Source organism: Pseudomonas lopnurensis (assembly GCF_015070855.1).
GTDB classification, from domain to species: Bacteria; Pseudomonadota; Gammaproteobacteria; order Pseudomonadales; family Pseudomonadaceae; genus Stutzerimonas; species Stutzerimonas lopnurensis.
This window is the reverse complement of the sequence record NZ_JADDIX010000099.1, coordinates 123210-148306: the sequence shown is the minus strand read 5'-3', so window position 1 is coordinate 148306 and position 25097 is coordinate 123210. Positions and strand designations below refer to the sequence as shown.

At 65.9% G+C, this 25097-nt stretch carries 18 protein-coding genes; 7 read left to right on the top strand and 11 right to left on the bottom strand.

Translation table 11 applies throughout. From position 1 onward, the window contains the following. Window positions 1-89 precede the first annotated feature (89 nt). From fdhE to IN820_RS21485, 8 genes are all read right to left on the bottom strand, one after another. Window positions 90-1034 carry a formate dehydrogenase accessory protein FdhE gene (fdhE, locus tag IN820_RS21520; protein WP_193682931.1) on the bottom strand — a complete coding sequence of 315 codons (945 nt, stop codon included), beginning with the start codon at window positions 1032-1034 and terminating at the stop codon, window positions 90-92. Beyond that, complete coding sequence (locus IN820_RS21515; RefSeq protein ID WP_193682930.1) at window positions 1031-1735, bottom strand: formate dehydrogenase subunit gamma; 705 nt, start codon at window positions 1733-1735, stop codon at window positions 1031-1033. Before IN820_RS21515 ends, fdhE begins: the two co-directional genes overlap by 4 nt. Continuing rightward, complete coding sequence (fdxH, locus tag IN820_RS21510) at window positions 1732-2670, bottom strand: formate dehydrogenase subunit beta (RefSeq protein WP_193682929.1); 939 nt, start codon at window positions 2668-2670, stop codon at window positions 1732-1734. The genes IN820_RS21515 and fdxH overlap by 4 nt, the downstream gene beginning before the upstream one ends. Before the next feature lie 10 nt (window positions 2671-2680). After that, complete coding sequence (gene fdnG, locus IN820_RS21505) at window positions 2681-5746, bottom strand: formate dehydrogenase-N subunit alpha (RefSeq protein WP_193682928.1); 3066 nt, start codon at window positions 5744-5746, stop codon at window positions 2681-2683. A 128-nt stretch (window positions 5747-5874) separates the two neighbouring features. Then, window positions 5875-6795 (bottom strand): non-homologous end-joining DNA ligase, encoded by a 921-nt coding sequence (gene ligD, locus IN820_RS21500; RefSeq protein ID WP_193682927.1) that lies wholly within the window; start codon window positions 6793-6795, stop codon window positions 5875-5877. A gap of 12 nt (window positions 6796-6807) precedes the next feature. After that, window positions 6808-7758: a non-homologous end joining protein Ku gene (ku, locus tag IN820_RS21495; RefSeq protein ID WP_193682926.1), complete on the bottom strand. Its 951-nt coding sequence runs from the start codon at window positions 7756-7758 to the stop codon at window positions 6808-6810. Window positions 7759-7810: 52 nt separating this feature from the next. Further along, window positions 7811-8668, bottom strand: a complete 858-nt coding sequence (locus tag IN820_RS21490; protein ID WP_193682925.1) for an SDR family oxidoreductase — start codon at window positions 8666-8668, stop codon at window positions 7811-7813. A 108-nt stretch (window positions 8669-8776) separates the two neighbouring features. Beyond that, window positions 8777-9793 (bottom strand): zinc-dependent alcohol dehydrogenase family protein, encoded by a 1017-nt coding sequence (locus tag IN820_RS21485; protein ID WP_193682924.1) that lies wholly within the window; start codon window positions 9791-9793, stop codon window positions 8777-8779. Between the two features lie 264 nt (window positions 9794-10057). Between IN820_RS21485 and IN820_RS21480 the strand changes: the two genes are divergently transcribed. From IN820_RS21480 to IN820_RS21455, 6 genes are all read left to right on the top strand, one after another. After that, window positions 10058-10975 carry a LysR substrate-binding domain-containing protein gene (locus tag IN820_RS21480; protein WP_235989220.1) on the top strand — a complete coding sequence of 306 codons (918 nt, stop codon included), beginning with the start codon at window positions 10058-10060 and terminating at the stop codon, window positions 10973-10975. Between the two features lie 368 nt (window positions 10976-11343). After that, window positions 11344-12888, top strand: coding sequence for a Fic family protein (locus tag IN820_RS21475; protein ID WP_193682923.1), 1545 nt, complete (start codon window positions 11344-11346; stop codon window positions 12886-12888). A 345-nt stretch (window positions 12889-13233) separates the two neighbouring features. After that, window positions 13234-14463 carry a multidrug efflux RND transporter periplasmic adaptor subunit MexE gene (gene mexE / locus IN820_RS21470; RefSeq protein WP_193682922.1) on the top strand — a complete coding sequence of 410 codons (1230 nt, stop codon included), beginning with the start codon at window positions 13234-13236 and terminating at the stop codon, window positions 14461-14463. Window positions 14464-14614: 151 nt separating this feature from the next. Further along, complete coding sequence (locus tag IN820_RS21465; protein WP_193682921.1) at window positions 14615-17785, top strand: efflux RND transporter permease subunit; 3171 nt, start codon at window positions 14615-14617, stop codon at window positions 17783-17785. After that, window positions 17782-19170 (top strand): efflux transporter outer membrane subunit, encoded by a 1389-nt coding sequence (locus IN820_RS21460; protein ID WP_193682920.1) that lies wholly within the window; start codon window positions 17782-17784, stop codon window positions 19168-19170. Before IN820_RS21465 ends, IN820_RS21460 begins: the two co-directional genes overlap by 4 nt. Window positions 19171-19396: 226 nt before the next feature. Continuing rightward, window positions 19397-20389: a TRAP transporter substrate-binding protein gene (locus IN820_RS21455; protein ID WP_193682919.1), complete on the top strand. Its 993-nt coding sequence runs from the start codon at window positions 19397-19399 to the stop codon at window positions 20387-20389. Window positions 20390-20523: 134 nt separating this feature from the next. Here the strand turns inward: IN820_RS21455 and IN820_RS21450 are convergent, their stop codons facing one another. From IN820_RS21450 to pedF, 3 genes are all read right to left on the bottom strand, one after another. Further along, window positions 20524-21453, bottom strand: coding sequence for a quinoprotein relay system zinc metallohydrolase 1 (locus IN820_RS21450; RefSeq protein ID WP_193682918.1), 930 nt, complete (start codon window positions 21451-21453; stop codon window positions 20524-20526). A 28-nt stretch (window positions 21454-21481) separates the two neighbouring features. Continuing rightward, window positions 21482-22231, bottom strand: coding sequence for a quinoprotein dehydrogenase-associated SoxYZ-like carrier (locus IN820_RS21445; RefSeq protein ID WP_193682917.1), 750 nt, complete (start codon window positions 22229-22231; stop codon window positions 21482-21484). A 91-nt stretch (window positions 22232-22322) separates the two neighbouring features. Next, the gene (gene pedF, locus IN820_RS21440; RefSeq protein ID WP_193682916.1) at window positions 22323-22760 is read right to left on the bottom strand and encodes a cytochrome c-550 PedF; all 438 of its coding nucleotides are present in this window, start codon (window positions 22758-22760) and stop codon (window positions 22323-22325) included. 322 nt (window positions 22761-23082) lie between these two features. On the opposite strand from pedF, the gene exaA reads away from it, so the two are divergent. Beyond that, window positions 23083-24954 (top strand): quinoprotein ethanol dehydrogenase, encoded by a 1872-nt coding sequence (exaA, locus tag IN820_RS21435; RefSeq protein WP_193682915.1) that lies wholly within the window; start codon window positions 23083-23085, stop codon window positions 24952-24954. Window positions 24955-25097 lie beyond the last annotated feature (143 nt).

Here is a 25097-nt window from a genome sequence, read left to right as displayed (position 1 = left end):
CCGAGGTTGAGCACGGCCCCGCACACTGATTCGCCTCAAGCCTCAAGCCTCAAGCCTCAAGCCTCAAGCCTCAAGCCTCAAGCCTGAATTCAGGCATCGAGGATCAGCAACGGGTTGTAGCCGCTTCTGGCATAGCGACCTTCCTCGGCCAGCATCAGGTCCAGCGGCAGGCTGGCCAGGTCGTCGGCGACCGGGTCGGCGCGCCCCTGCAGCTGGCGCAGGACGATCTTCAGGTAGCTCGCGCATTCGCCGCAGGCTTCGGCCTGCACCGGCAGGAAGGGCTTGCCGTCCTCCTCGAGCCCCAGATAGAGCAGTTTGCCACCCCGCTCACAGGCGCTGCAGCGGACCCGCTCCAGGTGCCATTCCGTCGCGCACAGCGCGCAGTGCAGGTAGCGCACGCCGCTGCGGTACGGTTCGTTGTGCACCACGCTGGCCACCGGCGGCGCGCCGCAGCACGGGCACAGCAATTTGGCTTCGGCGCTCGGGCGCTGCGGCGCGCTCGGCAGCGCCTGGGTCAGCCTCACCCAGGCGACCTGCAAGGCCGCGGCCACCAGCGGCATCAGGCCGCGCGTGGCCTCGCTGCCGGGGCGCTGCTCGAAGACGTCGTCGGCGATCGCCTCCAGCTCGGCCGCACTGCTCTTGCGCAGCGCATCCAACAGTTCCCGCTGGCGTTGGCCGACGTGCAGTTCCAGCGCATCGAGGATGCCGCTCAAGTCGGCCTGCCAATCGATGTCGCGACGCAGCGCCTGGAAACCCAGCGGCGGCATGCCATGCGCCAGCGCCGGTTCGAATGCATCCGCCGCCGGCCGCCAGGCCGGTTCGCGGCCGCTGAGCATCTGCTGCTGGGCCTGCACCAGGCGCCCCATGAAGTCGAGAAATTCGTCCATCGCCGGCACCATGACCATCAGTTCACGCAGACGCAGCGCCCTGCGGCTGAACAACTGCTCGTCCGGCAGCACCACCTGCGGCGGCTCCATGATGGTCGTCGGCGCGCTGCCGAATTCGTGCGTGCCCGCGCCGCCCTTGCCCTTCATGGTCGATTCCTCTGCGTCGCCGCGCTGTCAGGCTCGCTGTGCGGCAAGGCGCTTTCGTCGCCGCGTTTCTCGCCGCGCATGACTTCCTCGTACCAGAGCGGGTGATGGTGCCTGGCCCAGGCCGGGCTGACCCGGCCCTGGGTCATGGCGCGGATCGAGCCCTTGACCCAGATGGCCGAATAGACGTGGATGATCAGCGTCAGGATCGCGACGAACGCCGTCACGGCATGGATCAGCGCGGCCCAGCGCAGCGCCCAGATCGGCATCTCGCTGGCGACCCAGGGCCGCCAGAGCACCACGCCGGTCACCAGCAGGACCGGCACCGTGGCGAGGAAGATCCAGTACACCAGTTTCTGTCCGGCATTGTTCTGCCCCACCGGCGGCAGCCGCTCGTCGCGGTTGGACAGCACGTCGCCGATCTGCCGCGCCCACTGGATATCGTGGCGGCGGAACAGGTTGGCACGGAAGAAGCGCACCGCCTGAATGACGAAGAACAGCGACATGAACACGCCGATGTACGGGTGCACGATGCGGGTCGGCTCCGGCCCGCCGAACAGCGCGGTCAGGCCGAAGAACGCCGGGTAGAACAGCGCCAGCCCGCTCAGGCTGAGCAGCACGAAGCAGATCGCGACGAGCCAGTGATTGGCGCGGGCCCAGGGACCGTAGCGCAGGATGCCTTTGCGTACGTTGGAATGGCTCATGGCCGCCGCTCCTCATCGTGCCGGTCCTGCTCGCGTTCCGCCGCGGCCTGGTCCGGATCGGGGTCGTCCTCGGGTTCTTCCTTCGGCCCCTTGGTCATGTAGTGGAAGAACCCGGCCAGCACCGAGACGCCGAGTACCGCGGACATCAGCGGCTTGGTCACGCCCTTCCAGAGCTCCACCGTCGGGCTGATGTGCGGGTCCTTCGGCAGGCCGCTGTAGATTTCCGGCTTGTCGGCATGCTGCAGCACGTACACCACATGGGTGCCGCCGACCCCGGCCGGGTCGTAGATGCCGGCATTGTCGAAGCCGCGCTCCTTGAGCTTGCCGACCCGGTGCGCGCCGTAGTCGAGCATCTGCTCCTTGGTGCCGAACTGGATCGAGCCGGTCGGGCAGCTCTTCACGCAGGCTGGCTCCAGGCCATGGTAGACGCGGTCGGAACACAGCGTGCACTTGTAGGCCTTGTTGTCCTTCTTGGAAATTCGCGGGATGTCGAAGGGGCAGCCGGCCACGCAATAACCGCAGCCGATGCAATGCTCCGAGTTGAAATCGACGATGCCGTTGGCGTACTGCACGATCGCCCCCGGCGACGGGCAGGCCTTGAGGCAGCCCGGCTCGGCGCAGTGCATGCAGTTGTCCTTGCGGATCAGCCACTCCAGGTCGCCCTCCTCGTTCTCGTACTCGGAAAAGCGCATCACCTCGAACGACGAGGGGGTGAGGTCCTGCGGGGCGTTGTAGGTGCCGTCGCATTCGCCCACCTCGTCGCGCAGGTCGTTCCACTCCATGCACGCCACCTGGCAGGCCTTGCAGCCGATGCACACCGACACGTCGATCAGCTTGGTGACCTGCTCCACGCCGCCGGAGCGGATCTGCGGCGAAGGCTCGTTGGTCGCCGAGCGCGCGATGATGTTCTGCAGGTTGATCTGGTCACCTCGCATCTGGCGTCTCCTATAGCTTCTCGACGTTCACCAGGAACGACTTGAATTCCGGGGTCTGGGTGTTGCCGTCGCCGACGAAGGGCGTCAGCGTGTTGGTCAGATGCGCCTTCTTCGCCACGCCGGTGAAGCCCCAATGGATCGGGATGCCGACCTGATGCACCGTGCGCCCGTCCACCTGCAGCGGGCGCAGGCGCTTGGTCACCACCGCCACGGCGTCGATATGGCCGCGCTTGGAGCGCACCCTGACCTTCTCGCCAGCGGCGATGCCCAGTTCCCCGGCCAGCACTTCGCCGATCTCGACGAACTTCTCCGGCTGGACGATGGCGTTGAGCAGTACATGGGTCGTCCAGTAGTGGAAGTGCTCCGTGAGCCGATAGGTGGTCGCCGCGTAAGGAAACTCCTCGAACGTGCCGAAGGTGTCGCGGTCCTCGGCGAATACGCGGGCTACCGGGTTGTGGTACGCCAGGGGATTCTGCGGGTGCAGCGGGTTGTTCGGGATCGGCGATTCCAGCGGCTCGTAATGCTCGGGGAATGGCCCCTCGCCCAGCCACTCGCTGGCGAAGAAATGCCCGGTGCCGCTTTCGCTGAGGATGAACGGCTTGATGTCCTCCTCGGGCGCCGCGGCGATGGGATAGTCCGGCACGTCGGCGCCGACCCAGCGCTCGCCGCTCCACCAGATCAGCGCGCGGTTCGGATCCCACGGCGTGCCGTCCGGGCGGGCCGAGGCGCGGTTGTAGAGGATGCGCCGATTCAGCGGCCAGGCCCAGGCCCAACCGAGGGTCACGCCGATGTCGTACGGGTCGGAGTTGTCCCGCCGATCCATCATGTTGCCCTGCTCGGTCCAGGCACCGGAGTAGATCCAGCAGCCGCACGAGGTGCTGCCGTCGGCACGCAGATCGCCGAAATCGTTGAGCAGTTCGCCCTTGCGCCGGATGATCCGGCCCTGGTCCTCGATATCCGCCAGCGCACGTCCGTTGTATTCCTGCGCCAGCTCGGCGGCGGCAGGGTGTGCGGGGTCGCTGTACTCCCAGGTCAGGTTGAGGATCGGCTCGGGGAAGGCGCCGCCCTCCTCCTGGTACAGCTTCTGCAGGCGTTGGAACAACCCGGCGAGGATGGCGTTGTCGGTCTTCGCCTCGCCCGGCGGCGGCACGGCGCGGTGGTGCCATTGCAGCCAGCGCGAGCTATTGGTGATCGAACCGTCGTCCTCGGCGAAGCAGGACGTCGGCAGGCGGAACACGGTGGTCTGGATCTGCGACGGGTCGACGTCGTTGAACTCGCCGTGGTTCTTCCAGAACTCGCCGGTCTCGTTCGCCAGCGGGTCCATGATCACCAGGTATCTCAGCTTGGACAGCCCGTCCAGCACCTTGGCCTTGTTGGGAAACGCGGCAAGGATGTTGAAGCCCTGGCAGATGGCGCCGGTCATGGTCCCCTTGGTCATGTCGTTGACCGCGTAGAGCACGTCGTACAGCGGCTCGGAGAGCTTGGGCAGCCAGTGGTAGCACCAGTCGTTTTCCACCGTGGCGGCATCGCCGTAGAAGGCTTTCATGGTGCTGACGAAGAAGCGCTCGTAATACTTCCAGTACGAGACCTGGTTGGGCAGCAGCGGCTGGCGCACCTTTTCCTGGATGTAGCCCCGGTAGTCCTGCGCACCGGCCGCCGGCAGGGTCATGTAGCCGGTCAGCAGGTTCGACAGCAGGCCGATGTCGGTCAGCCCCTGGATGTTGGAGTGGCCGCGCAGCGCGTTCACGCCGCCGCCGGGCATGCCCATGTTGCCCAGCAGCAGTTGCACCATGGCGCCGGTGCGGATCATCTGCGCACCGACCGAATGCTGCGTCCAGCCCAGGGCATAGAGAATGGTCATGGTCTTGTCCGGCGCGGCGCTCTGCGCGAGCAGATCCCAGAGCTGCAGGACCTTTGCCTGCGGCATACCGCAGATCCGCTCGACCATTTCCACGCTGTAGCGGCTGTAATGCCTGCGCATCAGCTGGAACACGCAGCGCGGGTGCTGCAGCGTTTCGTCGCGACGCGCAAAGCCCTGCTCGTCGAGATCGAAGTTCCAGGTGGCCTTGTCGTACTGGTGGCGTGCCTCGTCGTAGCCGGTGAACAGGCCATCATGGAATTCGAAGCCTTCGCGCACCAGGTGCGCGGCATCGGTGTACGCCTCGACGTACTCGCGGTTGTAGCGATCGCTCTCGATCAGGTAGCTGATCAGCCCGCCGAGGAAGGCGATGTCGGTGCCGGTACGAATCCAGGCGTGATAGTCGGCCACCGCCGTGGTGCGGTTGTAGCGCGGATCGATCGAGATCAGGATCGCATCGCTGCGTTCCTTGGCCTGCATGACCCAGCGAAAGCCCACCGGGTGCGCCTCGGCCGAATTCCCGCCCATGGACAGGACGATATTGGCGTTGCGGATGTCGACCCAGCTGTTGGTCATGGCACCGCGACCGAATGAAGGGGCAAGACCTGCCACCGTCGGTCCGTGTCAGACGCGCGCCTGGTTGTCGAGCTTGAGAATGCCCAGCGCCCGCGTGATCTTCTGTGTCAGGTACGCCGTCTCGTTGGTACAGGCCGAAGCCGCCACCATCGCGGTGGTCATCCAGCGATTGACCAGATGGCCTTCTTCGTCGTGGGTCTCGAAGTTGCGGTCACGGTCGTCCTTCATCATTCGGACGATGCGTTCGAGCGCATCGTCCCAACTGATGCGCTTCCACTCATCCGTTCCGGGCTCGCGCACCTGCGGGTAGCGTACCCGCGAGTCGCTCCTGATGAAGTCCAGCACGCCGGCTCCACGCGGACACAGCGAACCGCGACTGACCGGGTGATCCGGGTCGCCTTCGACGTGGAAGATGTGGTCGTGGCTGTTGATCGCACCGTCGCCTCGTGCATACAGGAGCATTCCACAACCGACGGAACAGTAGGTGCAGATATTGCGACTGACCTTCGCACCGGAAAGCTTGAAGTGGCGCACGGAAGCCAGCGCCTGGTCCGGGGCGAACCCCATCATCGCCATGCTCGATGCGCCCAACCCGGCGGCACCGAATTTGAGGAACTGTCGCCGGGATACTCGTACGGACATCGGTATCTCCTGTCATCTATGGTCGACCCACTGATAAGGTCGACTTTGAGCGGTAGCGAGGGTTCCTGCGGCGTGACGGACGGGCAACGAGCGAAGCGCTGCTGATGTAGGCCCCAGCGGCGTTCGTATCAGGCTCGGCTCAGACGCCTGAGCAGCGCCTGGCCGAGGCTCTGGCGGGTCGCGCCGTAGCGCGCCCAGGGATCGCCCGGCAGCGCGGCCAGACGCTGCTGCAGGTTGCGGGCGTTCCACTGCGCGGCGCCTTCGATCCGTCCCAGCTCGTCGCGTTCGATCGGCACCGAGACGGCCAGCCCCGGGCGGGCACGGACCGAATAGGCCGCCACCGTGCTGGCGCCCTTCTGGTTGCGCAGGTAGTCGACGAAGATTCGCCCGACGCGGTTCTGCGGCCCCATCTTGTCGACGATCAGCGCCGGCGCCTGGCGCGCCAGCCGCTCGGTGAGGGCGCGGGCGAACTGGCGGGCATGCGCCCAGTCATGGCGACGATCGATCGGGACCACCACATGCATGCCGCGTCCGCCGCTGGTCTTGAGGAAGGCCTGCAGGCCCAGCGCGTCCAGCAGCTGCAGCGTCAGCTCGGTGGCCTCGACCATGCTCGACCAGGGCAGCGCGGGATCGGGATCGAGATCGAAGATCACCCGGTCCGGCCGCTCGATCCGGTCGCTGCGGGCATTCCAGGTGTGGAACTCCACGCTGCCCATCTGTGCCGCCTCGATCACCGCGGCGATGTCGTCCGCCTGCATCAGGCGCGCATGCTCGGGATCGAGCGACTTGTCCAGCAGGCGCATGTGCGGCATCTTCAGCCGGCCACAATGGCGCTGGAAAAAGCTTTCACCGTCCACCCCGTCGGGCGCACGGACGATCGACAGTGGCCGGCCGGCAAGCTGCGGCACCAGCCAGCCGGCCACCGACAGGTAATACTCGGCGAGCGCCAGCTTGGTGGCGCCGCTGGCCGCGTCGATCACCCGCTGCGGGTTGCTGATGCCGATGCCGGCCACCAGCGGCCGACTGCCGCTCTTGCGCTGTGCTGGCATGGGGAACCTCGATCAGCTGGCCTTCTTGCTCGATTTGCTGCCGGTCGCAGGCGCCTTGCGCGTTCGCGAAGCGGTGGCCTTGCTCGCCTTGGCCTTGCCGGCCGTCTTGCCCTTGGTTTCGGGCTTTTCGGCCTGGTCGGCTTGCTCTTCGCCCGCCGCCCGGGCCTTGCCCGGCTTGGCCGCCAGGCTGCGCTTGAGCAGCTCGGTGAGGTCGATGACGTCCGCCGAACGGCGATCCAGCGCTTCCTCCGGTCCGCCGACCGCTTCCAGCTTGCCTTCGCGCGCCTTCTTCTCGACCAGATCCATGATCTGGTCCTGGAAGGTGTCCTTGTACTGCTCCGGCTTCCATTTCTCGGTCATGTCCTCGACCAGACGCTTGGCCATATCCAGCTCGCGCTCGGCGAGGTCCGGATCGAGGGCTTCTTCCTTCAGCTCCAGATACTCGGCGCCACGTACCTCGTCGGCCCAGCGCAGCGTGTTCATCACCAGCGCCTTGCCCAGCGGCATCACCACCGCCAGGTGCTGCTTGTTGCGCAGCACGACATTGGCGATACCGACCTTGCCGGTCTGGATGAGCGTTTCGCGCAACAGCGCGTAGACCTTCTCGCCGCGGCGGTCGGGCGTCAGGTAATACGGCGTGTCGATGTAGAGAAAGGAAATGTCCCTGGCGTCGACGAACGCGACGATGTCGACGGTCTGGGTCGCCTTGGGGTGGGCCGCCTTGATCTCTTCATCGCTGAGCACGATGTAATGGCCCTTCTCGTACTCGACGCCCTTGACGATGTTCTCGCTGTCGATGTCCTCGCCGGTGGTCTTGTTGATGCGCTTGTAGCCGACCCGGTCCATGCTGCGCTTGTCCAGCCAGTCGAAATCGATGCCCTGGCGGGTGGTGGCCGGTACCAGCGCCACCGGGATATGTACCAGACCGAAACTGACGGCGCCTTTCCAGATCGTGCGGGGCATGGGCGTTCTCCAGCGTTCGTTGGGGCCGGGCGCCGTGCGGCCCGGCAATCGGTCAGCCGTTGACCACCGTACCGCCATTGACGTGCAGCACCTGGCCGCTGACGTAGGCCGCATCGTTGCTGGCCAGGTAGACGTAGGCCGGCGCCACTTCCTCGGGCTGTCCGGGGCGCTTCATCGGCACGTTGGCGCCGAATTCGGCCACCTTGTCGGCGTCGAAGGTGGAAGGGATCAGCGGCGTCCATATCGGCCCCGGCGCGACGCCGTTGACGCGAATGCCGCGTTCGGCCAGGTGCATCGCCAGCGAGCGGGTGAAGCCGACGATCGCGCCCTTGGTGGACGAGTAGTCGATCAGCATCGGGTTGCCCTTGTAGGCGGTCACCGAGGTCGTGTTGACGATGGCCGCGCCCTCCTGCAGATGGGGCAGCGCGGCCTGGGTCATCTGGAACATGCCGAAGATGTTGGTACGAAAGGTCTTCTCCCATTGCTCCTGGCTGACGTCCTCGAAGCGCTCCTGCGGGTGTTGCTCGGCGGCGTTGTTGACCAGGATGTCGAGCTTGCCGAAAGCGGCGACGGTGTCCTCGACGACCTTGCGGCAAGTGTCGCGGTCGGCGACGTCGCCGGCGAACGTCAGGCAACGCCGGCCCTGCTGCTCGACCACCTCGCGCGTCTGCTCGGCATCCTGATGCTGGTCGAGATACAGAATGGCGACGTCGGCGCCCTCGCGGGCGAACAGCACCGCCACGGAGCGACCGATGCCGCTGTCGCCACCGGTGATGATGGCGACCTTGCCTTCGAGCTTGCCGGCGGCCTTGTAGTCCTCGCCGCGATAGGCCGGGCGTGGATTCATCAGCCCTTCCTTGCCGGGTTCGGGCTGCTCCTGGGGCGGCAGGGTCTGGTTGTCGTCGGCCATGCAAAAATCCTCCGTCAAGGTGAATAACCTGTCTTCGGAGGACTTGGCGGGCGCCGGAAAAGTTTCTACGGGGCGATGAGAGGGGCCCTGATCCGAGCCCTCGCCGGATCAATCGAGGGTCAGCACGACGCGGCCGCGCGGGACGCCGCTTTCCACGTACTGGTGGGCCTCGACGGCCTGCTCGAAACGGAACTGGCGATCGACCTGCGGCTTGACCAGGCGGTCGGCGGTCAGTTGGTTGATGTGCTGCAATGCCCGCTCCACCGCCTCGCGGTTCTGCTCGATGCCCAGTTCCGGCTGGCCGGTGAAGTCGCACAGGCAGTGCAGGAAGAACTTGAAGTTCTTCTTGAACGCCGCGCAGACCGGAAGGGCCGTCTCGTTGCCGCCGTTCATGCCGTAGAGGATCAGCTTGCCCAGCGGGGCCATCACGTCGCCCAGCAGTTTCATCTGCGAACCGCCGCAGGCATCCAGCACCACCTCGACGCCACGGCCGTCGGTGAGCTTCTGCAGGCGCCCGACCAGGTCTTCCTCTTCGGTGACGATCACCGCGTCCGCGCCCAGTTCGCGCAGGTAGTCGCGGTCGGCCGCGGTGTCGCAGGTGGCGATGGCCCGCCCGCCCAGCGCCCGGGTCAGTTGCACCGCCGCCGGACCGGTACAGTGCGCCGCCTGGTTGACCAGCACGTACTGGCCGGGTTCCAGCTGCGCCAGCTCGACCAGGGCGAAATAGCTCACCAGCATCGGCGTGTAGTGGATCGCCGCCTCGCTGGCGCCGAGCGTATCGGGGTAGTGCACCAGGGCCTGTTGCGGCAGCAGGGCATGCTCGGCATACAGCGGATACTGGTTCAGGTCGTGCGCCGGGAAGCCTGCCACCCGGTCGCCGACGCCGAAGCCCTGCACGCCCTCGCCCACCGCCAGCACCTCGCCGGCCACCTCGCTGCCGAGACCTGCCGGCAAGCGCGCGTGGCGCGGCGCCAGGTCCTGTCGCCAGAGCACGTCGTTCCAGCTGACGCCGATGGCGCGTACGCCGATGAGCACCTCACCGGGCCCGGGAACGGGTATCGTGCGTTCTTCATAGCGCAACACGTCGGCCGGGCCGAACTGGTGAAAACGGATGATGCGGGACATGGCGACTCCTCGCCTTACTACTGTGAAATGGACTCTATCGTCAGTATCGTCACAACTCCAGCCAGCAGCGCGGATTCCGGTCGATAGTTGCCATGCACGGGAATGATGGGCACCCGTATGTATCCGCGCCGGGCGCATTGCAGGTTTGTGTATTTCGAAAGCGGGATTGGGCATGCCGCCGGCAGGCGAAGCTGTCTAGAATGCAGACCACCTTCCAGAGCCGGCCGTTCTTCCGCCCGGCCGCAGGCCCGAAGTGAACCAGGCATGAATCGCAACGACCTTCGCCGTGTCGACCTCAATCTGCTGATCGTCTTCGAAACGCTCATGCACGAGCGCAGCGTCACCCGCGCCGCGGAAAAGCTGTTCCTCGGCCAGCCGGCGATCAGCGCCGCCCTGGCGCGGTTGCGCACGCTGTTCGACGACCCGCTGTTCGTGCGCACCGGGCGCAGCATGGAGCCCACCGCCCGCGCGCAGGAAATCGCGCAGCTGCTGTCGCCGGCGCTCGACTCGATCTCCACGGCGGTCAGCCGCGCCTCGACGTTCGATCCGGCGACCAGCACGCAGGTGTTTCGCATCGGCCTGACCGATGAAGTGGAATTCGCCCTGCTGCCACCGCTGCTGCGCCGCCTGCGCGCCGAAGCGCCGGACGTGGTGCTGGTGGTGCGCCGCGCCAACTACCTGCTGATGCCGGGGTTGCTGGCCTCGGGCGAGATTTCCGTGGGCGTCTGCTATACCGAGGAGCTGCCGGCCAATGCCAAGCGCAAGGTGTTGCGCCGTCCGAAGCCGATGCTGCTGCGCGCCGATTCCATTCCCGGCCGGCTGAGCATGGAGGACTACTGCGCCCGGCCGCATGCGATGGTCTCCTTCGCCGGCGACCTCAACGGCTACATCGACGAGGAACTGGCGCTGCACGGCTGCAAGCGCAAGGTGGTGCTGGCGGTGCCGCAGTTCAACGGCCTGGCCGCCCTGCTCGCCGGTACCGACATCATCGCCACGGTGCCCGACTACGCGGCCGCCGCCCTCGCCGCCAACGGCGGCGTGCGCGCCGAGCCGCTGCCGTTCGAGACCAGCCAGGACTTCGAACTCTCGATGGCCTGGCGCGGCGCCCAGGACAACGATCCCGCCGAGCGCTGGCTGCGCTCGCGCATCCAGATGTTCGTCGGCGACCCGGACAGCCTTTGACGACTTTGGGCGGCAAGGCGAGCACAGCCCTATACGCTTGCTCCCGTCGAGGCGCTGTTGCGCCATGTCACTCCGGACTTGGTGACACGTACCTAACGCGTACCTACAGGGCATAGGCCCAACCTTGGACACCCTGCTCGGCAGTTGCAGACCCAGCGCTTCAAGTGCCACCAAGGCGTGAGCTTCCATGACATTGGCTCCAGGGCAAGTGCCCACCGGAGTCCCAGCCTTTATCGTTTTCGGCGACAGCAGCTGGCCCGTTAGCAAATTTGCGTGAACGTTAGCGTTTTCGCGCTTATCGGATTATTGTTTTCGCGCACCATCCCCTTTTGGTTATCATTTTTCGGCTCTCGTTAGGGGATTCGACAATGCAAGCAGGTTTCAAGGCACTCGCCGATCGCTACGGTATCGCGCTTGCACAACCTCTGCGCGTCGAGTCGGTGATCGGCACGACACGAAGGAGCCGCGAGAGCAACGGACATGTCCAGAACAAGTATCCCGCCAGCTACCAGCCGGCGGACGACTTCGCGGGGCATTTCGAGTTTGGGCTCAAGTACGAAGACATTCACCTCGAGTTTTTCGCCCGGCTGTTTGCGGTTGTCGGCCCGGAGCCGATCGAAGCCTGGTGCCGGCAAGCGCCCTTTGGGCAATATGCCCGTCGCACCGGATTCCTCTACGAGTGGCTGACCGGGCGGCGTCTGGATGTGCCGGATGTCAGCAATGGCGGCTATGTCGATGCCGTCTCATCGCAGCAGTACCTGACCCGTGTCGAGCCACTGCGGATACGGCGCTGGCGCATCAACAATAATCTTCCCGGCGTGCCGGCATTCTCCCCCCTGATCCGCCGTACCGAAGCCGTACAGGAAGCATTGCAATTTGACCTGGACGCGGCACTGCGCGAGCTGAACCAGACCTTTGGCGCCGACATCCTGATGCGCATGGCCAGTTGGCTGACGTTCAAGGAGTCGCGTGCGAGCTTTCTTATCGAGAAAGAGGCGGACCAGGCCGACAGGATTCAGCGGTTTGCCCATGTGATCGCCAAGTACTGCGGCCATATCGAGAATCCGTCGAGCAACGACAGCCTGCACATGCTGCAAGCCGGTATTCTGGGGCATGATGCCTTCGGACTGGGCCTGCGGCGCTCGCCAGTCTTCGTCGGACAGGCGACCATGCGCGAGGACATCGTGCACTATATTGCGCCGCCATCCGAGGCGCTACCGCAGCTGCTCGATGGCCTGAAAGCATTCGAGCTGGCAACCCGGGGCGCCGAGCCGCTGGCTCGGGCAGCAGCAATCGCTTTCGCCTTTGTGTATATCCACCCCATGCGGGACGGCAACGGTCGGATCCATCGCTTCCTGATCAACGACACCCTGATCCGCGATAAGGCGGTGCCTGACGGTGTGATCCTGCCGGTGTCGGCCACCATCACCAGTTCGATCGATTTCCGGGCGCGCTACGATCGCACGCTGGAGGTATTTTCGCGGCCCTTCATGCAACGTTACGCAGCGTCCTATCGGTTTAGCGAACTCGTCGTCTACGAGGACGGCACCCCGAGCAACCTGGCCTTCGATGACTACGACGACGCGCAATTCGCATGGCGCTATCCCGATCTGACCGAACATGTCCTGTACACGGCCCAGGTCGTGGCGCATACGGTCCGTACCGAGATGGCCGATGAGGCCCGCGTGCTGGTCATTTTCCAACGCGCCCAGGAGCGACTCAAAGAAGTGCTGGAAATGCCGGATCAGGACGCGAACCGCATCATTCGTTCCCTCAAGGAAAACGGCTGGCAGGTATCCGGCAAGTTGAAGAAAGCGTATCCGCAACTGGACGATGCTCACCGGGCGGAACGTGTCGTGGAAGCCGTGCGCGACGCATTCGAAGAACGAGACGTAAGGACCCGCGAAAAATGATCTCCGACGTCTGCCTTTCAAAATTCATGTCCTGACCGAACGCGGTATGACCCTGGGTTGAGCCGCCTCACGGCGAAGCCCAACGGGACGCGCCCATCGTCGGAATAATGACGAATGCATTGCCGGACACCGCGCGCGTTGGGCTTCGCTGCGCTCAGGCTGCGCGCCCCGACCCAACCTACGTCAACCCAACCACAAAGTTCGGCGAATGGCCTCGCGTGCACGTGATGCCGAGCGCGCAACCATCATCGCCAATGATAGTCACCTTCGGCTTGTTCGATTTCTGCTGCGCGGCTCGACCACGCAGACTCCCGCCATCGATTAATCCGAGTTGCGGAGTCAAGCATGGAACGTTCCCTCAACGCCTTGCGTTTTCCCCTTATCGCCCTGGCGGCCGTCATCATGGCCGCCTGCGGCAAGGCACCGGAGGCCACCCAGTCGGGGACGCCGCCGCCCGCCGTCAGCGTCGCCGAGGTCATCGAGCAGCAGGTGACCGAGTGGGACGAGCTCACCGGCCGCCTGGAAGCGCCGGAGTCGGTGGAGATCCGTCCGCGGGTATCCGGGTTCATCGACCAGGTGGCCTTCGAGGAAGGCGCCCTGGTGAAGAAGGGCGACCTGCTGTTCCAGATCGACCCACGGCCCTTCGAAGCCGAGGTCAAGCGCCTGCAGGCGCAGCTGCAGCAGGCCCGCGCCACCCAGCAGCGCACCACCAGCGAAGCCCAGCGCGGCGAGCGCTTGCGGCAGAAGAACGCGATTTCCGCCGAACTGGCCGATGCCCGCGTCAGTGCCGCCAGCGAGGCGCGATCGGCGGTCGCGGCGATCCAGGCGCAGCTCGACAAGGCGCAGCTGGACCTCTCCTTCACCCGCGTCACCGCGCCGATCGACGGCCGCGCCGGGCGGGCGCTGATCACCGCCGGCAACCTGGTCAACGCCGGTGAGGCGCTGCTGACCACGCTGGTCTCCACCGACAGGGTCTACGCCTACTTCGAGGCCGACGAGCGCACCTACCTCAAGTACCGCGAGCTGGCCCGCGAGGGCTCGCGTGGCGAGACGACGCCGGTGTATCTCGGCCTGTCCAGCGAGGACGGCCATCCGCACCTGGGGCATATGAATTTCATCGACAACCAGGTCGACCCGCGCACCGGCACCATTCGCGGCCGCGCCGTGTTCGACAACCGCGACGGCCGCTTCACCCCGGGGCTCTATGCGCGGCTCAGGCTGGTCGGCAGCGCGACCTACGATGCGGTGCTGATCAAGGACGTCGCGGTCGGCACCGACCTGGGCAAGAAGTTCGTGCTGGTACTGGCCGATGACGGCACCGTGGCCTATCGCCCCATCGAGCTGGGGCCGAAGCTCGAAGGCCTGCGCATCGTCCGCGGTGGCCTGGCCAGGGGCGAGACCATCGTGGTCAACGGCCTGCAGCGGGTGCGTCCGGGCAGCCCGGTGCAGCCGGAATCGGTGCCGATGGCCGATGCCGACACCCTGGCCGCGCTGAAACGGCAGAACCGCGCGATCAGCGAGGCGCTGCAGCCGCAGGTCGTCGAGCGCGCCCTGGCCCAGCGCCCGAACGGTTGAGTGCCACCCAGCAGGCTGTTGAAAAGCTACCTGCGTTGCCATCGCGGCGTTAACAACCTGCTGACCGCTGTCCTGAATCCCGGCGCGCCCTGCGCGCCACCCCGACCGATCCGCCAGGGCGCCTGCGTTGCGCCCTCCCCCGGAGTGCGCCATGAATTTCTCGCAATTCTTCATCAAGCGGCCGATCTTCGCCGCCGTACTGTCGCTGGTGATCCTCATCGGCGGCGCCATCTCGCTGTTCCAGCTGCCGATCAGCGAATACCCGGAAGTCGTCCCGCCCACCGTGGTGGTGCGCGCCGAATTCCCCGGCGCCAATCCCAAGGTGATCGGTGAAACCGTCGCCTCGCCATTGGAACAGGCCATCACCGGTGTCGAGGGCATGCTCTACATGTCGTCCCAGGCCACCGCCGACGGCAAGCTCACGCTGACCATCACCTTCGCCCTCGGCACCGATCTGGACAACGCCCAGGTGCAGGTGCAGAACCGCGTGACCCGCACCATGCCGACCCTGCCCACCGAGGTGCAGCGCCTCGGCGTGACGGTGGACAAGGCCTCGCCGGACCTGACCATGGTGGTGCACCTGACGTCGCCGGACGAACGCTACGACATGCTCTACCTGTCCAACTACGCCGCGCTCAACGTCAAGGACGAGCTGGCGCGGCTGGACGGCGTCGGCGACGTGCAGCTGTTCGGCCTGGGCGACTATTCGCTGCGCGTCTGGCTCGACCCGAACAAGGTCGCCTCGCGCAACCTCACCGCCAGCGACGTGGTCAACGCCATCCGCGAACAGAACCGCCAGGTCGCCGCCGGTGCCCTGGGTGCGCCGCCAGCACCGGGCGCCACCGACTTCCAGCTGTCGATCAATACCCAGGGTCGGCTGATCGACGAGGAAGAATTCGAGAACATCGTGGTGCGCGCCGGCGCGGACGGCGAGATCACCCGCCTGAAGGACATCGCGCGCATCGAACTGGGCTCCAGCCAGTACGCCCTGCGTTCGCTGCTGAACAACCAGCCGGCGGTGGCGATCCCGATCTTCCAGCGCCCGGGTTCGAATGCCATCGCCATCTCCGACCTGGTGCGCGAGCGCATGGCCGAGCTGAAACAGGAGTTCCCCCAGGGCGTGGACTACGAGATCGTCTACGACCCGACCATCTTCGTGCGCGGCTCCATCGAGGCGGTGGTGCACACCCTGCTCGAAGCCATCGTGCTGGTGGTGCTGGTGGTGATCCTGTTCCTGCAGACCTGGCGCGCCTCGATCATCCCGTTGGCGGCGGTGCCGGTATCGTTGATCGGCACCTTCGCGGTGATGCATCTGCTCGGCTTCTCGCTCAATGCGCTGTCGCTGTTCGGCCTGGTGCTGGCCATCGGCATCGTGGTGGACGACGCCATCGTCGTGGTGGAGAACGTCGAGCGCAACATCGGCCTCGGCAAGTCGCCGGTGGAGGCCACCCGCCAGGCGATGAAGGAAGTCACCGGGCCGATCGTCGCCACCGCCCTGGTGCTCTGCGCGGTGTTCATCCCCACCGCTTTCATCTCCGGCCTCACCGGGCAGTTCTACCAACAGTTCGCGCTGACCATCGCCATCTCCACGGTGATCTCGGCGTTCAACTCGCTGACCCTGTCGCCGGCGCTGGCGGCCACCCTGCTCAAGGCCCACGACGCGCCGAAGGACGCCTTCTCGCGCCTGCTCGACCGGTTGTTCGGTGGCTGGCTGTTCCGTCCGTTCAACCGCGTCTTCGACCGTGCCAGCCATGGCTACGTCGGCGTCGTGCGGCGCATCCTGCGCGGCAGCGGTATCGCCCTGGTGGTGTACGTGGGGCTGGTCGCCCTCGGCTACCTGGGCTTTGCCAGCACGCCGACCGGTTTCGTCCCGCCACAGGACAAGCAATACCTGGTCGCCTTCGCCCAGTTGCCGGACGCCGCCACCCTCGACCGCACCGAGGCGGTGATCAAGCAAATGTCGGAAATCGCCGGCCAGCACCCCGGCGTCGAAAACACCATTGCCTTTCCGGGCCTGTCGATCAACGGTTTCACCAACAGCCCGAACAGCGGCATCGTCTTCGTTGCGCTGAAGGACTTCGACCAGCGCAAGGACGAAAGCATGTCAGCCGGGGCCATTGCCGGCGAGCTTAACGGCCAGTTCGCGGGTATTCAGGAAGCCTATCTCGCAATCTTCCCGCCACCACCGGTACAAGGCCTGGGCACCATCGGCGGCTTCCGCGTGCAGGTGCAGGATCGCGGCAGCCTGGGCTACGAGGCGCTCTACAGCGAGGTGCAGAACGTCATCGCCAAGAGCGCGGACTATCCGGAGCTGGCCGGGCTGTTCACCAGCTATCAGGTCAACGTGCCGCAGGTGGACGCCGACATCGACCGCGAAAAGGCCAAGACCCATGGCGTGGCCATCGACCAGATCTTCGACACCATGCAGGTCTACCTCGGCTCGCTGTACGCCAACGACTTCAACCGCTTCGGCCGTACCTATCAGGTCAACGTCCAGGCCGATCAGAAATTCCGCCTGGCGCCCGAGCAGATCGGCCAGTTGAAGGTGCGCAACGACCGCGGCGAGATGGTCCCGCTGTCGACCTTCGTCAAGGTCAGCGACAGCGCCGGTCCCGATCGGGTGATGCACTACAACGGCTTCCTCACCGCCGAGATCAACGGCGCCGCCGCGCCGGGCTACAGCTCCGGGCAGGCCGAGGCGGCCATGGAGCGCCTGCTCCAGGCCGAGCTGCCCAACGGCATGAGCTACGAATGGACCGAACTGACCTACCAGCAGATTCTCGCCGGCAACACCGCGATGTTCGTCTTCCCGCTCTGCGTGCTGCTGGCCTTCCTGGTGCTGGCCGCGCAGTACGAGAGCTGGAGCCTGCCGCTGGCGGTGATCCTGATCGTGCCGATGACGCTGCTCTCGGCGATCGCCGGGGTGATCCTGGCCGGCAGCGACAACAACGTGTTCACCCAGATCGGCCTGATCGTACTGGTGGGGCTGGCCTGCAAGAACGCCATCCTGCTGGTGGAGTTCGCCAAGGACAAACAGGAAGAAGGCATGGATCGTCTCACCGCGGTGCTGGAGGCCTGCCGGCTGCGCCTGCGGCCGATCCTGATGACCAGTTTCGCCTTCATCATGGGTGTGGTGCCGCTGGTGCTGTCCACCGGCGCCGGCGCCGAGATGCGCCACGCCATGGGCGTCGCGGTGTTTTCCGGGATGCTCGGGGTGACCTTCTTCGGGTTGCTGCTGACGCCGGTGTTCTATCTGGTGATTCGTGCCTTCGTCGAGAAGCGCGAAGCGCGCAAGGCGCTGTTCAAGGAGATTCATGCATGAAGTTCTTCGCCCTTTCCCTGCTCGCCCTGGCCATCGCCGGCTGTGCGGTCGGCCCGGATTACCGGACACCCCAGCCCGAGCCGGCGCGCATCGCCCATGCCGAGGACAGCGACTACGACCGCTCGCGATTCGAGTCCGCCTGGTGGCACCAATTCGAAGACCCGACGCTGGATATGCTGGTCGGCGAAGCCCTGGCGGAGAACCGCGAGCTGCGCATTGCCTTCGCCAGGTTGCGTGCGGCCCGCTCGATTCGCGACGACGACGCCAATGATCGTTTCCCCACGGTCACCGCGGGCGCCAGCGCCGATATCGGCAAGGCGCAACAGCCCGGCTTCAGCGAGCGGCGGATCAACGCCGAGCGCTACGACCTGGGTCTGGACATGGCCTGGGAACTGGACCTGTTCGGCCGTATTCAGCGCCGCCTGGAAGCCAGCGAAGCCCAGGCCGAGGCCGCCGAGGCCGAGCTCTACCAGTTGCAGGTCAGCCTGATCGCCGAGTTGGTCGATGCCTATGGCCAGCTACGCGGCGCCCAGTTGCGCGAACGTATCGCCCGCGACAACCTGGCGAATCAGCGCGATTCCCACGAACTGACCGAGCAACTGCGCGACGCCGGCATGGGCAGCGAGCTGGACGTGCTGCGCGCCGACGCGCGGCTGGCCGCCACCGAGGCCAGCCTGCCGCAGCTGCAGGCGCAGCAGGCCCGCGCGCGCAACCGCATCGCCACCCTGCTCGGCCAGCGCGCCGACCGGCTCGCCGTGGACCTGTCGCCGCGCGAACTGCCGGCCATCGCCAAGGCATTGCCGATCGGCGACCCCAGCGAGCTGCTGCGCCGCCGGCCGGACATCCGTGCTGCCGAGCGCCAGCTGGCCGCGGCGACCGCCAATGTCGGCGTGGCGACCGCCGACCTGTTCCCGCGGGTGAGCCTGTCCGGCTTTCTCGGCTTCATCGCCGGGCGTGGCTCGCAGATCGGCTCCAGCGCGGCCGAGGCCTGGGGTGTGGCGCCGAGCATCAGTTGGGCGGCGTTCGACCTGGGCAGCGTGCGCGCCCGCCTGCGCGGTGCCGAAGCCGATGCCGACGGCGCGCTGGCGAGCTATGAGCACCAGGTGCTGCTGGCGCTGGAGGAATCGGAAAACGCCTTCAGCGATTACGCCCGCGCCCAGGAACGTCTGTTGTCGCTGCTGCGCCAGTCCACGGCCAGCCGCGCGGCCGCGCAACAGGCGGAAATCCGCTACCGCGAAGGCACGGTGGACTTCCTCGTGCTGCTGGACGCCGAGCGCGAGCGGCTGGCCGCCGAGGATGCCCAGGCACAGGCGGAAGTGGAGCTGTATCGCGGCGTGGTCGCGCTGTACAAGGCACTCGGCGGTGGCTGGCAAGCCGAAAGCTGAACACGCGGTTATGCGCTGCGCGCGTCTGGCGTCCGAGACTCCGCCAGACGCCCGCCTGTGGCCGGCAAAAATGTGACCTGATCCCGTTACCGCCGTGTTGGTCATGCAAAGCGCTTTCGAACGTCATCCATCTTTGGCATAACGGACGGCTGAAAGCCTGACCACGCCCGGTGGCTGCTCAGCCGGGACGGACGCACAGCCAACCAACCAGAATAAAGAGTCTTTCATGAAGCCGATCATTACCCTTGCCGGGCTCGTGCTGGCGGCCGCCAGCGCATGGGTCCAGGCCGAGCCCATCGTTATCAAGTTCTCTCACGTGGTGGCCGAAGACACGCCCAAGGGCAAGGGTGCGTTGATGTTCAAGCGCCTGGCCGAGGAACGGCTGCCCGGCCAGGTCAGCGTCGAGGTCTATCCGAACTCGACCCTGTTCGGCGATGCCGACGAGCTCGAAGCCCTGCGCAACGACGACGTGCAGTTGCTGGCCCCCTCGCTGGCGAAGTTCGAGCAATACACCAAGCAGGTGCAGGTATTCGACCTGCCGTTCCTGTTCGACGACCTCGACGCGGTCAACCGTTTCCAGAAGCGCGCCAAGGGCCGTCAATTGCTGCGCTCGATGGAAGACAAGAACCTCACCGGCCTGGCCTACTGGCACAATGGCATGAAGCAGCTTTCCGCCACCCGCGCCTTGCGCATGCCGCGCGACGCCTCGGGCCTGAGCTTCCGCATCCAGCCTTCGGCGGTGCTCGAGGCGCAATTCGATGCAGTGGGGGCGACGACCAGGAAGCTGGCCTTCGCCGAGGTGTACGACGCGCTCAAGACCGGCACCGTCCAGGGTGCGGAAAACCCCTGGTCGAACATCTACAGCAAGAAAATGCACACCGTGCAGCCCTACATCACCGAAACCAACCATGGCGTGCTGGACTACATGGTGGTGAGCAACACGCGTTTCTGGATGGGTATGCCGCACAAGATCCGCTTCGAGCTGGAAGCCATCCTCGACGAGGTGAGCTACATGGTGAACCTCGAAGCCGAGCAGTTGAACCAGGCCGACCGCGAGCGCATCCGCCAGTCCGGCACCTCGGAAGTGATCACCCTGACCCAGGAAGAACGCGAGGCCTGGCGCGAAGCGATGCGTCCGGTCTGGCAGCAGTTCGAGTCGGTGATCGGCGCGGACATCATCAAGGCGGCGGAAACCGTCAACCGCAAGCAGCGCAACTGAAAGGGCTCTAATACCGGCACAGAGCGCCTTTTGTAGGAGCCAGCTCGCTGGCGATTGTCGGCTTAACGGCATCGCCAGCAAGGACTCGGCGTCCCCCGGGCTCCTACGACTGATGGCGCACCGCGGAACCGCTCCTACTCGTCCACCCGCTGCAGCTGCCTGGCCTCGTATCCGGGATAGAGGTGGCTGACGCTGCGAATCAGCTCGTAGCGCGTCAGGCTGACACCGTCGAAACGTTCGGGGATGGAACTCTGGATGACTTCGTTCATGTCCTCGCCAGTGGCCGCCGCGCCACGCAGCAGGCCATCGAGCCAGCCGAGATAATCGCGCATCTGCACGAACGGCGCCGCGTCGCCGGCGACCGGGCCGTGGCCGGGCACCAGCAACTTCCACGGCAGCGCTTCCAGGGTATCGAGATCCGCCAGCCAGACATCCAGCCCCGGGCTGTTGGGGGTGGTCAGGGCGCGCTGATGGAACAGCAGGTCGCCGGCGAACAGCACGCCGCTGCGTTCATCGAGCACCGCCAGATCGGCCCCCGTATGTCCGCGCAGCGCCAGCAGCCGCAACCTGCGCCCGCCGATGTCCAGCACGCCGGGCGCGAGGATTTCGGACGGCAGTTGCACTTCGGTCCCGCGCATCCAGTCGCCGACCAGGCGGTACATGTTCTCGGCCATGGCATCGCCCTGCTCGCGCAGCAACTCCGTAGTGCCGGCCAGGGCGGCGATGGGCACGTCGGCGAAGGCCTGGTTGCCGAGCACGTGGTCGGGATGATGATGGGTGAGCAGCACCCTGGCGACGGGCTGCCCGGTCACATCGGCGATGGCCGTGCGCATGGTCTCGCCATAGCGCCGGGACGGCCCGCTGTCGATCACCACCACGCCGGCATCGGTCACGATGAAGCCGGTGTTGACGATATTGCCGCCGTTGTGCGGGCCGAAGTTGTCGGTCGAGCCCTCCAGCAGCCAGACGTTCTCGGCGATCTGCCGCGGCTGCAGCGGGTAGCGCAGCTCGGCCTGCAGCGGCAACGCCAGGCAGAGCGCGATGATCAGGATGGGCAGGCGCATGGCGTTTCCTCTTGCTGGACTGGAACGGCTACAGCGCCGCCTCGAACTCGTTGCCGTTGTTGTCGCGCAGCCACAGGCGGGTGTCCTGGCGACCTTTCAGTTCCAGGCTCAGGCTCGGGTTTTCGCTGACGGCGGGATACAGCTCCAGCGACGCCAGCACCGTGCCTTCGGCATCACGCAATTCGGCCTGGTTGAGGAAAAATTCCGGAATGCCGCCGACCAGGCCGTTGTCCATCGGGTGCGATACCTGCAGCCGCAGCCGGCTGCCCTCGCCCCGGGGAAAACGTCCGCCGATGACCTGGCCCAGACGATCCTCCCAGCCCGGTTGCGCCCGCACCACGCTCGGCGCGGTGCAGCCGCCGCCGGCCGCATCGACCTTGGCCGACCCCACGTGCCAGACGCCATCACGAGTCAGCACCGCCGCGCGGATCGGCGTCGCCTGCTCCACGCGGATACGGATGGCCACCAGCGGCAGCACCTGCTCACCGGGCACGAAGGTGAACACCCGTGGGATCGGGTTGAGATCGGCCCAGGCCTCGATGCGCACCACATCCTCGCCCAGCGCCCTGGCATCGATATGCACCGGCACCTGGCGCGCATCCTCGGCGAATGGCGGCGCCTGCACCTTTACGCGCTCATCGAACACGTACGGCTCGCCATCGAGCAAGCCCTTGTGGTGGTAGTCCCACATGACCGATTGCAGCGGATCGGCATCGGCCGCGAACAGGCCATCGACCCGAATGACCAGCAGCAATACCAGCAGGATTCGCATGTTCATGTCGCCTCCCCGGCAGCGGAGCGGCATGGCCTACCCGGTGGGTTTCACAGGCCGCGTCCGCCTGTTCGAATGCGCTACAGTCCCTGGGCCATCACTGCTTGGCCGCCTCGGATTCGATATAGGTTCGGATCGCCCACAGCGCCTCCTGGCTGAGGGTGTCGGCCATGCGTGGCATGTACACCGCGCCGTCGCGCACCGCGCCATTGATCACGCGTTCCTTGAACCACTCGTCACCGTCGTGGCTGGCCTCCAGTTCGCGCAGATCCGGGGCGATGCCGCCGGAGATGGCTTCCAGCCCATGGCATCGGGCGCAGTTCTGGTTATAGGCGGACGAACCGATCTCCACCGCCAGGTCGTGGTGCTCGCTCGGGGCGCGGTAGGGGTTTTCCTCCGCCCATTCTTCGCCGAGCGGAGGCAGGCCCTTGGTTTCCACGGCCTGGGGCACAATGTCGCCGTGGGCCAGGGCCAGGCCGGATATGGCGAGGAAGCCTGCGGTAAGCAGTGCGCGCATATGGATCTTGTTATTCATGACTACCACCCTTCATTCGTGAACCGTGCAAGGCAGCTCCCAGCGGAGCGCATGGTGGTCATGTTCGCGGCGGGGCCGGATCGGCAGAATCCTGCTTTGGATGCCAGCGTCTCCTCCCTTGGTACTGGCTGTTGCCACCACCTTTGGCAGCACGCCGGACGGCACTCCGGTAGCAAGGCCAAATCACCGGGCGTTTGGGAAGTTTTCCCGGCATTCGCGGGAGCATTTCCGTATCGGCGCCGACACCGCGCTTTCGATAATCGAATCGCCAGGCCACCGGCAGACGGTGGCCTCGTCCGAATCGACCAAGGGAATCGCAACCATGACAACAAGATCGCACCCCGCCAGCAAACGCCCGCTCGCCATCGCCGTGCAATGCCTGACACTGGCAGGCGCCCTCGCATCGACTGGCGCCGCCCAGGCCAAGCCGGTCAGTTGGGAAGACATCGCCAACGACCACACGTCCACCCACAACGTCCTGCAGTACGGCCTGGGCACCAACGCCCAGCGCTGGAGCCCGCTGGTGCAGGTCAATGACAGCAATGTGTTCAAGCTGACCCCGGCCTGGTCGTTTTCCTTCGGCGACGAGAAGCAGCGCGGCCAGGAATCCCAGGCCCTCATCCACGATGGCGTGATCTACGTGACCGGCTCCTATTCGCGTGTCTTCGCCCTGGATGCCAAGACCGGCAAACGCCTGTGGAGCTACGCCCACCGCCTGCCCGACGACATCCGTCCCTGCTGCGACGTGGTCAACCGTGGTGCCGCCATCTATGGCGACAAGATTTACTTCGGCACCCTCGACGCCCGCGTCGTGGCGCTGAACAAGGACACCGGCAAGGTCGTCTGGAACAAGAAGTTCGGCGATCACGGCGCCGGCTACACCATGACCGGCGCGCCGACCCTCGTGAAGGACGGCAAGAGCGGCAAGGTGCTGCTGATCCACGGCAGCTCCGGTGACGAATTCGGCGTGGTCGGCAAGCTCTTCGCTCGCGACCCGGACACCGGCGAGGAAATCTGGATGCGGCCCTTCGTCGAAGGCCACATGGGTCGCCTCAACGGCAAGGACAGCACCCCGACCGGTGACATCAAGGCGCCCTCCTGGCCGGACGACGCGAACTCCCCCACCGGCAAGGTCGAAGCCTGGAGCCAGGGCGGCGGCGCGCCATGGCAGAGCGCCAGCTTCGATGCCGAAACCAACACCATCATCGTCGGCGCGGGCAACCCGGCCCCGTGGAACGGCTGGGCGCGCACCTCGAAGGACGGCAATCCGCAGGACTACGACAGCCTCTACACCTCCGGCCAGGTGGGCGTCGACCCGAGCACCGGCGAAGTGAAATGGTTCTACCAGCACACCCCGAACGATGCCTGGGATTTCTCCGGCAACAACGAACTGGTGCTGTTCGACTACAAGGACAAGCACGGCAAGACCGTCAAGGCCACCGCCCACGCCGACCGCAACGGCTTCTTCTACGTGGTCGACCGCAAGGACGGCAAGCTGCAGAACGCCTTCCCCTTCGTCGACGGCATCACCTGGGCCAGCCACATCGACCTCGAAACCGGCCGCCCGGTGGAGAACGAAGGCCAGCGCCCGCCCAAGCCCGAGCCAGGCGAGAAGCACGGCAAATCGGTCGAGGTCTCCCCGCCCTTCCTCGGCGGCAAGAACTGGAACCCCATGGCCTACAGCCAGGACACCGGGCTGTTCTACGTGCCGGCCAACCACTGGAAGGAGGACTACTGGACCGAGGAAGTCAGCTACAAGAAAGGCTCGGCCTACCTCGGCCAGGGTTTCCGCATCAAGCGCATGTATGACGACCACGTCGGCATCCTGCGCGCCATGAACCCCACCACCGGCAAGGTGGAGTGGGAGCACAAGGAGAAGCTGCCGCTGTGGGCCGGCGTGCTCGCGACCAAGGGCAACCTCGTCTTCACCGGCACCAGCGACGGCTACTTCAAGGCCTTCGACGCCAAGACCGGCGACGAGCTGTGGAAATTCCAGACCGGCAGCGGAATCATCTCCCCGCCGATCACCTGGGAACAGGACGGCGAGCAGTACATCGGCGTGACCGTCGGTTATGGCGGCGCGGTGCCGCTGTGGGGCGGCGACATGGCCGTGCTGACCAAACCGGTCGCCCAGGGCGGCTCGTTCTGGGTATTCAAGCTGCCGGAATGGGAAAACAAGACCGCCAAGCGTTGAGGTCTCGGTCGTGCCCGCCCTGTCGCGGGCACGACCGTCCGATACCTGTCTGTTCGCGGTATCGGGCCATTCCCGTTCTCCGGGTGCGCTTCGCGCACCAGACCCGAATCCCTCAAGAATCCGGTGCGCGAAGCGCACCCAAA

What these genes read in the sequence shown, in the direction of transcription:
- IN820_RS21465 (WP_193682921.1), top strand. Translation starts at nt 14,615, where the DNA reads ATGAATTTCTCGCAATTCTTCATCAAGCGGCCGATCTTCGCCGCCGTA.
- IN820_RS21475 (WP_193682923.1), top strand. Translation starts at nt 11,344, where the DNA reads ATGCAAGCAGGTTTCAAGGCACTCGCCGATCGCTACGGTATCGCGCTT.
- IN820_RS21445 (WP_193682917.1), bottom strand. Translation starts at nt 22,231, where the DNA reads ATGAACATGCGAATCCTGCTGGTATTGCTGCTGGTCATTCGGGTCGAT.
- fdhE (WP_193682931.1), bottom strand. Translation starts at nt 1,034, where the DNA reads ATGAAGGGCAAGGGCGGCGCGGGCACGCACGAATTCGGCAGCGCGCCG.
- IN820_RS21515 (WP_193682930.1), bottom strand. Translation starts at nt 1,735, where the DNA reads ATGAGCCATTCCAACGTACGCAAAGGCATCCTGCGCTACGGTCCCTGG.
- mexE (WP_193682922.1), top strand. Translation starts at nt 13,234, where the DNA reads ATGGAACGTTCCCTCAACGCCTTGCGTTTTCCCCTTATCGCCCTGGCG.
- IN820_RS21485 (WP_193682924.1), bottom strand. Translation starts at nt 9,793, where the DNA reads ATGTCCCGCATCATCCGTTTTCACCAGTTCGGCCCGGCCGACGTGTTG.
- IN820_RS21450 (WP_193682918.1), bottom strand. Translation starts at nt 21,453, where the DNA reads ATGCGCCTGCCCATCCTGATCATCGCGCTCTGCCTGGCGTTGCCGCTG.
- fdxH (WP_193682929.1), bottom strand. Translation starts at nt 2,670, where the DNA reads ATGCGAGGTGACCAGATCAACCTGCAGAACATCATCGCGCGCTCGGCG.
- exaA (WP_193682915.1), top strand. Translation starts at nt 23,083, where the DNA reads ATGACAACAAGATCGCACCCCGCCAGCAAACGCCCGCTCGCCATCGCC.
- IN820_RS21455 (WP_193682919.1), top strand. Translation starts at nt 19,397, where the DNA reads ATGAAGCCGATCATTACCCTTGCCGGGCTCGTGCTGGCGGCCGCCAGC.
- IN820_RS21480 (WP_235989220.1), top strand. Translation starts at nt 10,058, where the DNA reads ATGAATCGCAACGACCTTCGCCGTGTCGACCTCAATCTGCTGATCGTC.
- IN820_RS21460 (WP_193682920.1), top strand. Translation starts at nt 17,782, where the DNA reads ATGAAGTTCTTCGCCCTTTCCCTGCTCGCCCTGGCCATCGCCGGCTGT.
- ligD (WP_193682927.1), bottom strand. Translation starts at nt 6,795, where the DNA reads ATGCCAGCACAGCGCAAGAGCGGCAGTCGGCCGCTGGTGGCCGGCATC.
- ku (WP_193682926.1), bottom strand. Translation starts at nt 7,758, where the DNA reads ATGCCCCGCACGATCTGGAAAGGCGCCGTCAGTTTCGGTCTGGTACAT.
- IN820_RS21490 (WP_193682925.1), bottom strand. Translation starts at nt 8,668, where the DNA reads ATGGCCGACGACAACCAGACCCTGCCGCCCCAGGAGCAGCCCGAACCC.
- pedF (WP_193682916.1), bottom strand. Translation starts at nt 22,760, where the DNA reads ATGAATAACAAGATCCATATGCGCGCACTGCTTACCGCAGGCTTCCTC.